Source organism: Bacillus sp. FAU20 (assembly GCF_056033865.1).
The window spans coordinates 435,676-448,760 of sequence record NZ_JBVYHY010000021.1; the positions used below are offsets into that span (position 1 = coordinate 435,676).

General features: G+C 32.5%; 16 protein-coding genes. 6 read left to right on the forward strand and 10 right to left on the reverse strand.

Going from position 1 to position 13,085, the window contains the following annotated elements; genetic code table 11:
- The first annotated feature begins 141 nt into the window (after positions 1 to 141).
- Both AC0OM3_RS15950 and AC0OM3_RS15955 read left to right on the forward strand, forming a co-directional pair.
- Positions 142 to 429 (forward strand): hypothetical protein, encoded by a 288-nt coding sequence (locus AC0OM3_RS15950; RefSeq protein ID WP_178379672.1) that lies wholly within the window; start codon positions 142 to 144, stop codon positions 427 to 429.
- On the forward strand, positions 429 to 566 hold the full coding sequence (locus tag AC0OM3_RS15955; RefSeq protein WP_000724010.1) for a hypothetical protein: 138 nt from the start codon (positions 429 to 431) through the stop codon (positions 564 to 566). The genes AC0OM3_RS15950 and AC0OM3_RS15955 overlap by 1 nt, the downstream gene beginning before the upstream one ends.
- 123 nt (positions 567 to 689) lie before the next feature.
- On the opposite strand, the gene AC0OM3_RS15960 is transcribed toward AC0OM3_RS15955, so the two are convergent.
- The 6 genes from AC0OM3_RS15960 to AC0OM3_RS15985 all read right to left on the reverse strand — a co-directional run bounded on the left by AC0OM3_RS15960 (position 690) and on the right by AC0OM3_RS15985 (position 3,889).
- Positions 690 to 1,370 (reverse strand): prolipoprotein diacylglyceryl transferase family protein, encoded by a 681-nt coding sequence (locus AC0OM3_RS15960; RefSeq protein WP_474212597.1) that lies wholly within the window; start codon positions 1,368 to 1,370, stop codon positions 690 to 692.
- A gap of 17 nt (positions 1,371 to 1,387) precedes the next feature.
- Entirely contained in the window at positions 1,388 to 1,942 is a 555-nt protein-coding gene (locus tag AC0OM3_RS15965) for a TlpA family protein disulfide reductase (protein ID WP_000733174.1), read from the reverse strand.
- An 18-nt stretch (positions 1,943 to 1,960) separates the two neighbouring features.
- Positions 1,961 to 2,104: a hypothetical protein gene (locus AC0OM3_RS15970; protein WP_165375028.1), complete on the reverse strand. Its 144-nt coding sequence runs from the start codon at positions 2,102 to 2,104 to the stop codon at positions 1,961 to 1,963.
- A 48-nt stretch (positions 2,105 to 2,152) separates the two neighbouring features.
- Entirely contained in the window at positions 2,153 to 2,965 is an 813-nt protein-coding gene (locus AC0OM3_RS15975; RefSeq protein WP_000871933.1) for a M56 family metallopeptidase, read from the reverse strand.
- A gap of 1 nt (position 2,966) precedes the next feature.
- Positions 2,967 to 3,383 (reverse strand): BlaI/MecI/CopY family transcriptional regulator, encoded by a 417-nt coding sequence (locus AC0OM3_RS15980; protein WP_000495078.1) that lies wholly within the window; start codon positions 3,381 to 3,383, stop codon positions 2,967 to 2,969.
- 110 nt (positions 3,384 to 3,493) lie between these two features.
- A complete protein-coding gene (locus AC0OM3_RS15985; protein ID WP_000347526.1) occupies positions 3,494 to 3,889 on the reverse strand; it encodes a DUF3942 family protein in 396 nt (131 codons plus the stop codon).
- A gap of 392 nt (positions 3,890 to 4,281) precedes the next feature.
- Between AC0OM3_RS15985 and AC0OM3_RS15990 the strand changes: the two genes are divergently transcribed.
- Positions 4,282 to 4,980 (forward strand): peptidase E, encoded by a 699-nt coding sequence (locus AC0OM3_RS15990; protein ID WP_000762113.1) that lies wholly within the window; start codon positions 4,282 to 4,284, stop codon positions 4,978 to 4,980.
- Between the two features lie 56 nt (positions 4,981 to 5,036).
- Here the strand turns inward: AC0OM3_RS15990 and AC0OM3_RS15995 are convergent, their stop codons facing one another.
- Together AC0OM3_RS15995 and AC0OM3_RS16000 are read right to left on the reverse strand one after the other, a co-directional pair.
- Positions 5,037 to 6,446 carry an MATE family efflux transporter gene (locus AC0OM3_RS15995; protein WP_000804132.1) on the reverse strand — a complete coding sequence of 470 codons (1,410 nt, stop codon included), beginning with the start codon at positions 6,444 to 6,446 and terminating at the stop codon, positions 5,037 to 5,039.
- Between the two features lie 97 nt (positions 6,447 to 6,543).
- Positions 6,544 to 7,308 (reverse strand): DUF2087 domain-containing protein, encoded by a 765-nt coding sequence (locus AC0OM3_RS16000; RefSeq protein WP_474212369.1) that lies wholly within the window; start codon positions 7,306 to 7,308, stop codon positions 6,544 to 6,546.
- Between the two features lie 691 nt (positions 7,309 to 7,999).
- Between AC0OM3_RS16000 and AC0OM3_RS16005 the strand changes: the two genes are divergently transcribed.
- A complete protein-coding gene (locus tag AC0OM3_RS16005) occupies positions 8,000 to 8,422 on the forward strand; it encodes a PH domain-containing protein (protein WP_000669074.1) in 423 nt (140 codons plus the stop codon).
- A gap of 96 nt (positions 8,423 to 8,518) precedes the next feature.
- Here AC0OM3_RS16005 and fumC read toward each other — a convergent pair whose 3' ends face one another.
- Positions 8,519 to 9,907, reverse strand: a complete 1,389-nt coding sequence (fumC, locus tag AC0OM3_RS16010; RefSeq protein WP_000456625.1) for a class II fumarate hydratase — start codon at positions 9,905 to 9,907, stop codon at positions 8,519 to 8,521.
- A gap of 191 nt (positions 9,908 to 10,098) precedes the next feature.
- Between fumC and AC0OM3_RS16015 the strand changes: the two genes are divergently transcribed.
- Both AC0OM3_RS16015 and AC0OM3_RS16020 read left to right on the forward strand, forming a co-directional pair.
- Entirely contained in the window at positions 10,099 to 10,809 is a 711-nt protein-coding gene (locus AC0OM3_RS16015) for an SDR family NAD(P)-dependent oxidoreductase (RefSeq protein ID WP_474212371.1), read from the forward strand.
- Positions 10,810 to 10,825: 16 nt separating this feature from the next.
- Positions 10,826 to 11,206, forward strand: a complete 381-nt coding sequence (locus AC0OM3_RS16020; RefSeq protein ID WP_000291860.1) for a MerR family transcriptional regulator — start codon at positions 10,826 to 10,828, stop codon at positions 11,204 to 11,206.
- A 40-nt stretch (positions 11,207 to 11,246) separates the two neighbouring features.
- On the opposite strand, the gene nhaC is transcribed toward AC0OM3_RS16020, so the two are convergent.
- The gene (nhaC, locus tag AC0OM3_RS16025) at positions 11,247 to 12,650 is read right to left on the reverse strand and encodes a Na+/H+ antiporter NhaC (RefSeq protein ID WP_000843987.1); all 1,404 of its coding nucleotides are present in this window, start codon (positions 12,648 to 12,650) and stop codon (positions 11,247 to 11,249) included.
- Between the last annotated feature and the right edge of the window lie 435 nt (positions 12,651 to 13,085).

Below are 13,085 nucleotides of genomic sequence, written 5' to 3' on the forward strand. Positions count from 1 at the left end.
ACTCCCTACTAAACTTTAAATATAAGGTCCTAACCGATTGGACAAACATTAAGTATGATACTTTTAGTCAAATTGTTCGTTTTGACAATCTAATAACTGAAGACTTTATTACTTATTATTATCACTTTTTTAAAGCTGAACATGCTACCATTATTGGAAATTTGTAATGAATTAAATAATCAAGAATATAAACACCATTTCACTATCTTAAAAACACAACACACTGGTATTCTAGACGACTTAGAAAACGCAATCATTGCAGGCACTACATATTTTAACAGTAAAGAATTATACGATTATGCACAAGAATATTACGAATTATTAGCAGTAGAATTTCATAAAGTGAATAAAATAGAGAAATCTCAAAAATATTTTTTCAAAACTTACGAAGCAAAACAAAAATTATTAACTAAGGAGGCACTAAGATAATGAAAAAGATTAGTTTAGCTATTTTAACCTTTACATGCATACTTGCTTTTGGCTTTAATAATTTCACTGAAAATCAACAAGCAAAACAACTTCCAAAATGGGATACAGATAAACAAGAAACACATGCAGACCTATAGAAACCTAAAAACCCCTAATAAAGGGGTTTTTAGATTTCTACAATATAATGATTTAGCATATGATGAAGAAATACGCTTATAAAAGATAGCCATACACAGATACTCTCTGTACATGGCTATCTTTTATTTTTTCGGCACTAACAAAATCCCTAAACTAATAATACAAAAGCTCATTATTTGCTGTGCTGATAGACCAAACTGAACCGAATTTTGTTCACTAACAAGCGAAATAATGATTTGAGCAAACCCCTCAACAATTAGAAAAATACTTATATTCTTTCCATTTCCGAGCCTTTCATTTTTCATCCATAACAAGCCCATTATACAAAGAGCAAGGATGATCTCGTATACGAAAATAGGGTGATATAATAGTTTAGATTCATATATTTTCATTCCCCATGGTAGTGTCGTTGGTACACCTACTTCATGATGTAATAGAAAATAAAAGATAGTGCTCACACACAATCCAAAAGGGAGTACATCAAGTAAAATACGAAGCAAAAATTGTTCCTTTTTACTTTTCCAAACAATGTATACACTAGCAATTACGCATCCTACTACAATATGTTGCATACTTCCAACAGCTAATAGTGCTTGCACTGGCGCCTCAAAAGCCCATACAGGATTTAAAATTGCTGGTGCAAACTTCCATACAAATACGATGATAAGAAACGCATTTGTTACGGCATCCATCATTTTTTCATATGATACATTTTGATGCCTCATCTTTCGTTTCATCAACATAAATCCAAATAGACTTCCAATTATAAGAGATACGGGTTGTAATCTCACGATCCACTCCATCATCACGAAATCCCCTTTTAACTCTCAATCAATTTCTTAAATTTCTTTTCTAATTGATCTGGTGGTAATACACCTCGTACATGATCTACTATAATTCCATCTTTATTAACAAAAAATGTCGTCGGTAAAGAGAATACTTTATAATCTAGTCCAGCTACTCCGTCCATATCTAGTAGAACCGGAAACTCAAATCCATAGCGATTAGCAAATGCGCTTGCTTCTTGTACTGGGTCACTAACAGTTGCATTCACCGCAAAAATTTCAACATCCTTTTTATATTTATCATACATATGAACTAAGTCAGGTGCCTCCATTTCACACGGCCCACACCATGATGCCCAAAAATTAATAATATATGGTTTTCCCTTGGCATCATTTAACGACTGCAACTTTCCGTCTAATCCTTTTAATGTGATGCCAGGTGCTTTAAAACCTACTTGTGGTAATACTTCTTTCTCTTGTAACTCTGCTTGCTTTGCTTTTCTTTCCTTTTCTTCTTTCTTTGAATTATAAAAGTTAACCCCCGCCCAAGCGAGAGCACCTACTAGTATAATAGCAATTAGTTTCTTCACTTTTCTTCCTCCTCATTTTTAAAAACCTGTAAATCCACCGAATAGACGAATAAAGAATGCTGTAATTTTCGTCATTTGATTTGTATACAATAAAATACCTGTAATATATGATAAACAAGATATATATAGCGATAAAAAGTATAATGATATAAATAACAACACTACTCTATCCACACTACATAGAGTAGTGTTTATCCTTAAAAAAAGAGGCTATATGCACTCTCCGACAATAAGTACAACCGACATACAGAATAAACCTACTGTTACATATACCGAATTCGTATGTAACGGAATAGTAAGCTTAATAACCTTTTCATTTAACACTTGCTCGATTCGTAAATTTATTGCTGTTTTTGCAAATGAAGCTGTAACACATCGATTTTCCATTGTCTTTATTTTAATTAATTTTAATAACGCGCTACCTAACTCAAATGAAGATTCCATTTTTTGCATCGCATATTTATCTGCTGCTAACTCTTGATACGTATGGTATCGTTGTAACAATTCTTTTAATATCGGGATGTAAATCATTCCTTCTGCTAATAACGTAAAACAAAATAATTTTAGCGGATCCCAATTATTTTGATGATATTCTTCATGGAAAATAATCGCATCAATCTCTTCATCTGAAAACGTCTGAAGCAAACCTTCTGACATGACAACTTTCGGACGGAATAATCCAATTGTAAACGCTGCAACTTCCGCAGTCGGCAATATATATATTTGTTTCCCTTTTCTAATAAATGGGATAAGTACTTTTTGTACTTTTTTACTATAGAAAAATTGCCGCCAAATTCTTTTACACACAATCAATACAGTAATTAATAATAACCCCGCTATTATAATACGAACCATTGATAGTTCTTTCATATGTTTTTCTAACTGAAACAAGCAAAACTTTGAAAGGAATAATGCCCTATTTTGAAAGAGAAATGGATATGTAACATAATACAATAACAAGCTGAAAAAGAGGGTACTAACAATGAGCGCTAACAATACGATTTTACGCATTTGCCATTTCATTTCATCGATCCTCTTTTTTTAACTGATTCAATTTGTCTTCTAATTTTTTTATTAAATTCGGATCAGCCTGCTCTAACTCATCTATCATATGTGTTACAACTAAATCTCCAAATTCCCCCACTAATTCCTGTGTCATTTTCTTCGTTTGATTAGATAAGAATTCTTCTTTCGTTTGTATAGCACGATATATGCCACTTCTTTTCACAGTCTGTTTTTCTAAGTGTAATTTCTCTACTAACCTGTTCATAACTGTCATAACAGTATTAAAATTCACAGGCGATTCTTCACTTAACTTCCGCTGGACTTCTTTAATAGTAATACCTTCAGTAGACCAAATAATCTCCATAATCTTCGCTTCAAGCGGTCCAAAGAAATGATTTAATCCTTGCTCATTTAACCTATAGTTTTGCGTAAACATCGTATGACTCCTTTCACACTACGAATTGTAGTACAAATTAAATGAGAGGTCAAACGCAAGTAATATAAACTAAAATTCACTACCTATAAATACGTACCTCATTCTATTCATTATAAGCCTAACTTATCTCCAAATGTATCAAAGAGATACTGCTCTAATATTTGTACACTAAACTTCTCATTACGCCCAAGGGCAAATAATTCCCGATCTTTCGCTACGATAGTATCTAACGGAATAACTACATTATCCACTATTTTTGTAATTTCAATTATATTACTTTTTACATTTACTTCTGTTTTAAATTCAACGTTTTCTAACACTATATGTGAACGTCTTCCTGATGCAAAAAAAGTAAAATTAGGATTTTTAACAACGCCAATTTCAGTCTCTAACGCATATAAATAGTGAAAAATTACATCTCTATGTCCATCTTTTATTATTTTTTCATCCTTCTCATCGTCTAAGTATTCTTTCAGCTTCGTTGTAAATTCAAATCGAAAATCCACTTTTTTTCACGCTCCTTCTTTGTATTTCATATTAAATAAATATATTGAAATAATTTTACCATATTGTAATAAAACTTCCTATTAAAAGTAAAAACTGTTTTAGAAAATCGCTATTATTTCCGATACCCTTTTAAAATATAAGTATAAATTCAATATGAATGAATGCGTCATTATATCTATTTAAACATATTTTTCCATATTTTGAAACATTAGTATGAAATATTATATATCAATGAATGGTTTCTAATGCATTGGTATATATAGTCAGTAGTTTCTTTACTATTCCGATATACTTAAGCTATATTTTCTAATTATTGATTACATTACGGAAGGAATGTAACTCTCTTCTATCGAATTTTTATATAACAAAAATGATTAGGTGGTGCTTTACTATGAAATTAGCTGTCATTGGTGGCGGTGATTTACAAGATTCAAATCACTTGCCTATTAATGAACGCCTTATAGAATTAACAAATAAACAGTACCCAAAAATATTGTTTATTCCAACGGCTAGTCATGATGATGAAAGCTATATAAAATTATTTTTAGACACGTTTGAAAAACAATTACATTGTGAAGTACAAATTTTACGCATTACAACAGATTCACCTTCTAAGTATGAAATAGACGAGATGATTCATTCAGCCGATTTAATTTATTTAGGTGGTGGAAACTATATTCACATGCTTACACAATGGAAAGAATATAGACTTGATGAAAAATTATTATTGGCTCTACAGCAAGGAACACTTATTGCTGGTTATAGTGCTGGTGCTATGTGTTGGTTCACGTCTAGTATCCGATCAGATTATGAAGGTTTTGGTTATATAGAGAGTAACGGATGGGGTATTGTTAATAAAAGATTTTGTCCACATTATAATCAATTAAACAGAATGAACGCCTTCCATTCCTTTTTACAAAATCATCAAGGGAATATAGAAGGAATTGCACTGGAGGATAATTGTGCTTTATATATTACAGAGGAATCCTTTGAGATTATCGGTGAACCAGAAAAAGCGTGGGAGTTTTATATGAGTGATCAAACACTCATTAGACAACATTTTGATATCACTTTAAAAAGCTATTTGTAAACCTCCACTTACGAAAAAATGTCCCTAAGTCTAATTACTTAGGGACATTTTTCTATTTAACTAACTAATCGTGTAATTCGTTTCTTTTGCCATGAAAGCTTATAATATGCATACTGCAATATTAAGCTGACAATAAATGCTGCTGGATACCCGATCCAGATGCCTTCTATTCCAAGACTTGTATGGTAAGAAAGATAATATGCTACGGGGACTTCTACAAGCCAAATTGAAACAACTCCAATAACAGTTGGCCAAAGTACTGTACCGCTCGCTCGCATTGTCGCACTAATAATTTGTGCATGACCGAAAATTAAATAACTCCATAACGTAATCATAACTAAGCTATGAGCAATTTCAATTGTAGTTTGACTCGTTAAAAATAGTGATAAAATGTCTCTTGAGAATAAGTAAATAAGAGATATTAACACACCACCGATGACGTAGTTCATAATAATTCCGGCCTTCACAACTTTCTGCAATCGATCAAATTGATTCCCCCCAATCGATTGCGCCGCAAAAATAGAAACTGTAATACCAAGGCTAACTGCTGGCATTTGCACATAACTTGCAACTTGATTCACAACGCCGTAAGCAGCTGTTGCATCCGAACCGTAACGATTTACAAACGCGATTACGGCAATTTCAGATAATGAAACTAATATCATATTAATACTCGCTGGAATACCGAGCCTTAGCAATAACTTTAATAACTCCCAGTCCATTCGAAGATACTTTCTTACTGTGCCATCTAGTTGTAGTGGGTGATTTTTCTTCTTTAAATACACAAGCATGACAAGAAACGTAATAACTGTAGATATAACAGAAGCATAGGCCGCTCCATACACATCTAATTTCGGAGCTCCTAACCATCCAAAAATAAGAATCGGTAATAAGATCATATTTAGCGCTGTACTTACAATTAAAAAGTAAAATGGCGTTTTAGAATCTCCTGTACCTCTCATAAATGTTGTATATGCAAAATATAAAAATAATACTGGCATCGATATAAATAAAATTCGTGCATAATGTACACTTATTTCAATAATATTTTCTGGCGTTCCCATAAGACGCATAATATCCATCGCAAAAATACTACCTATTATCGCTAATACAACTCCGATAATAAAAGTAAACGTAAGCGTAGTACCGACAATAGCTTTTAAACGATCTTCATTTTTAGCACCAAACGCCTGACCAATTAAAATAGAGCTTCCTGAACCGATACCAATTACGAATGAAACAAGTAAAAAGAACAAAGGAAAGAATGCTGATATAGCCGCTAAATCATTAACTCCAAGCCATCTTCCTACTACTACCATACCAAATAATTGTCCAACTGATTGTAGTACATTACTTAATAATAACGGTACTAAAAACAGAGACATCGATTTCCAAATCGGTTTACTCTCACTTTCCAACTTTTGTGACTCCGCACCTTCTTTATTGTTATCTGCAGGTGGTTTCAAATTTCATTTCTCCTTTTATTAAAAATCTGTTTTCAATATCTATCTCTTTGTATAGTTGTTATAATACTGTGCTTCTATTCATTTTCCTTCCGCATGATTATAACTTCACCCAATATTGACTTCCATCGGCTGTTCGATCTAAAAATCCATATTCGATTAAATATCTTCTTAAAGTTACGAAATCAGGGTATACATTTTCTATCACTGTATTTACTTCTTTTTCAGTATACTTTTTATTACTATCAAACTTCTTTACTAAATGACGTAAGATAATTAATTTACGCTTTTGTTTCTTCGGAAATTTAGAGAGAGGTCCATCTAACCCTTCTGTAAAATGAGCTTTTAATACTTCATCATTTTCTTCTTCCGTAATATTGTATCGATCATCCACCATCGTTGCTGTTCTATGAATTGGCACAAATTTCGTTTGTACTTTTGATTTTTCTTCTGATAATTCCATTAGTGCTAAAAATACTTTTGCTTGCTTCATTTTCTCTCGCAGTGTAAATCGATGATTACGAATTGTTGATGTACTTCCGCCATCCAACTCTTTTACAATTTGTTTATCATTCAGTCCCATATGGAAAAACTGAACCATTCTCTTTTGTAAATCCGATAAACCAGTAAATTTCTTATCCATATTTAATAAATAATCAAACATAGATGTATGCTCATTTTGAATATGCAATTGGACGAACTTTTCTGCTTCATACCAAACTTGATTATCTTGATAAATAACACCTTTAATAAATGTTTCACCACAAGCTAAGCAAATGTACTCCTCTTTTGCTTCATCAAACACATACCCTTTCTTTAATTCTTCTATTGACGCATCCCAAAACTTCTCTGAAATATCATTCACACTAAACACTCCTTCAAAATGTTTATTTTAAAACCAAACAAATTACCATAACGTTTATTGTCACTTTACCATCTTATCACAACGCAAACAAACATTTCAATCTTTCGTTTACCCATTTTATAAACTTTTATAAAAACATCTACCGAACTTCTTTAATACAACGAAAAGCGAATATGTTTATACAAATTCATTTTATAAAATGTGAAATAGAATATGAATATTCTTCAAGACCCTTGGTTTACCGTTAAGCAAATTGCACAGAATACATATGCGATTAGTGAATATGGAACCTGTATTCACTCATTACAAAACTTCAGTATTCAATTTTAACGACAAAAAGGATGTTTTCGTATAAGAAAACATCCTTTACTTTTTATATATTCTATTTACAGTCTCTACTAAAACTTTACTTGCTCGTACAAATGTATGCTTTCGATTTCTATCTTCAACAAATTTATTAGCACAACTACTCATAATCATCATACAACTAATTATGACTAACGCTATCTTTCTATTCCTGTAAGTCACTTCATGCCACTCCACTATTACAAAACTTCTTTTGAATTTATCCCATCAAGAAATTTTACATGAATAATAAAACGTATGAATATGCAATTCTGCATATTCATACGTTTTATTACAATATTATGATTTAATTTAGTTAAAGAACAAGTAAACCGAGGTGACTGACTTGAAATTTAAAGCGAAAAAAAATCCATTCCACGTCATTTTCATTACATTATTTATAATTATTTTTTTCGTTTCGTTATTCTTCCAAAATGAAAATTCTATTTTTTTCACTCTCATGATGCTATTAAATATCGTGAATCTTTCTTCATTCTATTTCTCTCACTACAACGTAACGGAATCATCTCTTGTTGTAAAACACGGTTTCATACTTCGTACTGAAATCTCATTCAAAGACATTCGCCATATTAAGTACTCTGGCAAAAAACTTCGTTCAAAAAAATGGACTAGGCAACAATTAGAAATTAATTATAATTTATTTGACTCAGTGACCACTTTCGTACCACAAGAAGAAGAAAAATTCATTTCACTCTTAAAAGAGAACTGCCCACAGATGAGAGTAATGAATACGCCTGCTAACAAATAATATGTTTCATCTACTTGCAGTATTGCAAGTAGATGAAACATAAAAATGAACATCAAAAAAGCCAAGATTCTATACTAAGAACCTTGGCTTTTTCTATTACTCTTTTGGAGCAATCATTTTCTTCGGATCTACAATTTCATCAAATTTCTCTTCTGTTAGTAGTCCAGATTGTAATGCAGCTTCTTTTAAAGTTAATCCCTCTTTATGAGCATGCTTCGCAATTTTCGCTGCATTTTCATATCCGATATGTGGGTTTAGCGCTGTTACAAGCATTAGTGAACGATTCACATTTTCATTAATTACTTCTTTATCTGCTTCAATACCAACTGCACAATTGTCATTAAACGAAACAATTGCATCCGCTAATAAGTGGGCTGATTGTAAGAAGTTATAAGCAATAACAGGTTTAAATACGTTTAACTCAAAGTTACCTTGGCTCGCAGCAAATCCGATCGTTGCATCATTCCCCATCACTTGTGCTACAACCATCGTTAATGCTTCACTTTGCGTTGGATTTACTTTACCTGGCATAATAGAGCTTCCCGGTTCATTTGCTGGAATAATAATTTCTCCAAGACCACTACGTGGACCACTTGCAAGCCAACGTACATCGTTAGCGATCTTCATTAGATCCGCAGCTAATGCTTTTAATGCACCGTGAGTATATACAACTTCATCATGGCTCGTTAATGCATGGAACTTATTTGGTGCAGAAACAAATTGTTTACCTGTAAATTGACTAATTTCCTCTGATACCATCTCACCAAATTTAGGATGAGCATTAATACCTGTTCCAACCGCAGTTCCACCAATTGCTAACTCTTTCATATATGTATTGCTCTCTGCAATCATACGCTCTGTTTTTTCAAGCATACGGTGCCATCCGCTAATTTCTTGTCCTAAAGTTAACGGTGTTGCATCTTGTAAATGTGTACGACCAATTTTTATAATATGTTCAAATGCAGTTACTTTTTCTGCTAAAGTTTCTTTTAATTTCGTAATTGCTGGTAATACGTGATTTTCTACTGCGATTACACAAGCTACATGAAGTGCCGTTGGAAATGTATCATTTGAACTTTGTGACATGTTCACATCATCATTTGGATGAATATGTACGTCAGATCCCTTCTCTTTCAAAATTTGATTCCCACGATTTGCAATTACTTCATTCACATTCATGTTTGACTGTGTACCACTACCTGTTTGCCATACGACAAGCGGAAAATGTTCATTCCATTTCCCTGCAATCACTTCATCAGCAGCTTCTACAATTGCTTCTGCTTTTTCTTGTGATAGCTTTCCTAATTTTTGATTGCTAAGCGCTGCACTCTTCTTTAAAATTGCAAATGCTTTTACAATTTCAAGCGGCATTTGCTCTGTTCCAATTGGAAAGTTTTCTTTACTACGTTGTGTTTGTGCTGCCCATAATTTATCAGCTGGAACTTTTATTTCTCCTAATGTATCTCTTTCAATTCTGTACTCCATGTTTTCATCCCCTTGAAAATATATTACCTACATCTCTTATAATAACAGACTTTCTCTTAAATGATAAGAATTCTCACTCTTATATATAGATATTCTATATTTATTTTAAAAAATTCCTCTTGACCTAAACTTAAGTTTAGGCTGTATCCTTTCCATTGTAACCTACTATAACACTACTGGAGGAATTCAATATGAAAAAATATGCTTTTATAACAGGTGCGAATAAAGGAATTGGATATGAACTTGTTCGTCAATTAGCAGAAAAAGATTATCACGTATTTTTAGGTGTTCGTAATGAACAACTTGGACAACAAGCCGTAGAATCTTTAAATGTTTCAAACGTTTCATATATTCAAGTAGATATTTCAAATTCACAATCCATTCAAGAAGCAACAAAAAAAATTTACGAAACGACTGACCACTTACATTTATTAATTAATAACGCAGGCATAGCGCTAGACTTCAATACACTACCTAGTGAATTAAATATTGAAACTTTACGCCAAGGATTTGAAGTTAATTTTTTTGGAACTTTCCAAATGATACAAGCCTTTTTACCATTATTAAAGAATTCAAACAACAGTAAAATAATAAATATAACAACTGACATGGCCTCACTAACATTGTTTGCTAATGGTGAAACACATCCAATCAATACACTAGGATATAATTCTTCCAAAACAGCTATTAATGCTTTAACATTAGCTTTTAGTAAAGAATTTGCTACTAACGGTCCAGAAGTATTTGGGGTAACTCCTGGTTTTACAACTACAGATCTTAATGGAAATTCCCCCGGTGGCCATACAACCACTGAAAGTGCTAAAATTATTATTAAATATGCATTAAGTGAAACAAACTATAATGGTAAAATACTAAATAAAAATGGCATTATACCTTGGTAACAAAAGGATGAATGATATGTATTACACAATTGGGCAAGTCGCCAAAATGCAACACTTAACTATTTCTCAAATACGTTATTACGATAAACAAGGACTGTTCCCTTTTCTGCAAAGAAATGAAAAAGGAGATCGAGTTTTTGATGAAGAAGCACTCAAATATTTAGAAATGATTTTGTGTTTAAAAAACACTGGTATGCCTATTCAAAAAATAAAACAATTTATCGACTGGTCTATGGAAGGAGAATCTACCATCTTTCAACGGTTGGAATTAATGAAACAACAGGAGACCAATGTCTTACAGCTTATCCAAGACACTGAAAAAAACTTAAAAAAGATACAACAAAAAATTGCTAAATATGAGAATGAAATAACTTCAGCAGATGCTATTACAAAATAAAAAAATCACCTTCTACATATTGTAGAAGGTGATTTTTATTTTATGATGCTTGCTTTCCTTTATCTGCATCATCTACATACCAGATGAATTTGCCTGTATATCCATAAATAACTGCTAAAATTAACGATACGAAGCTTAACCACATAAACGGAACGTATGAGAACGTTGCTACACCTAAAATACCAGCCATAAAAATACCATTATCAGACCATGGAACCATACCTGAAGTTAACGTTCCACCTACTTCTGAGTTACGTGCTAATACACGACGGTCTATTTTTAATTTATCATAGCTATCTTCCATAATTTTTGGTGTTAAAATTAGTGATACATACATCGCACAACCAAATATATTAGCTAAGAATGCCACGATTAATGTAGACAACGTTACATTACCTGCAGAATTTAATTTCTTCTCAAATTTTGATACGATTACTTTTAAAACACCTAGTTTTTCAAGTAATCCACCAAATCCTAAACCGAAAATAATAACAGCTACTGAGCCAAGCATACCGTTAATTCCACCACGGTTTAATAACTTGTCAACAAACTCAACACCAGATTGAATTGAGAATCCGTTATAAGCTGTTCCAATCGCTTCTCCAAAGTTCATCCCTTGGAAAAGAGTTGCCCAAATTGCACCAATTAAAGCTCCCATTGCAATTGTTGGCATAGACGGTTTCTTCATCGCTAATAGAACGATAACAATGATCGCCGGAACAAGCATCCATATTTTAATATCAAATTGCTTTAATAAAGCTTCTTTTAAAAATTCTACTCGATTCAAATCAACATTATCTCCGCCATACATCCAACCAGCTACAGTAAACATAATACTAGTAATAATATAAGCCGGAACATCTAATACGAGCATAGCTCGAACGTGAGCAATAACATCTACTTTCGCCATAGAAGCTGCAAGAACTGTGCTATCAGAAAGTGGTGATAATTTGTCGCCGAAATAAGCTCCTGAAAGAACTGCACCAGCAACAAGCGGAAGTGGTAAACCAAGTCCTTCACCAATCGCCATCATAGCAATACCTGCTGTTCCTACTGTTCCCCAAGACGTTCCTGTCGCGATAGAAGTTATAGAACAAATAATTAATGTTGCTAATAGGAATATGCTAGGGTGAATAAATTCTAATCCATAATAAATTAATGTTGGTACTACCCCACCAGCAATCCATGTTCCAATTAAAGCACCTACTGCAACTAAAATCAGTATTGCTTCTAATCCGTTAGAAATCCCTTTCGTAATTGCATCTTGCAATTCTTGATAACGAAATCCTAATCTTAATCCAAGCGCAATTACTAAAAACCATGAAATAAATAGCGCTAATTGAATTGGGAGATCAAAAATCGTTTGGAAGGAAAAGACAACAGCAAGAAATAGTAATAAAAGAACTATGATTTCTAGCATCGATGGTAATCTTACACTTTTCATTTTTTTCTCTCCTTACAAGTCGATAACATGACGTATGTCGTCTTACATGTATGTAATATACAATTAGCGAAGACAAAACAAAATTTTCATATTATTTCGATTTATTTTTCCAGTATAATATATTCACAACCCTTTCTATTGTAAAAGTAGATTACGTTTTTCGCAATGAAAAATATAAAAAATGTTGTATTTTTATTTATCCCGATATTTTCGGCCAATAAGACCTCCGCCTTAAAATTCAGTAAGCGCAAAGCACTTAGGTAAGAAATTAACTACTGTAACATCCCGGACTGACATGAACGTATTAAAGCTTCACTTTATTTACAAAGAAAAATCCCATACTAACTTTTTTAATATTTGCTGCAACAAAACTTTTTACAACTATCTTCACTTTTTAATTCACACCATTATTTCCCACGCAAAAATAGGACACAC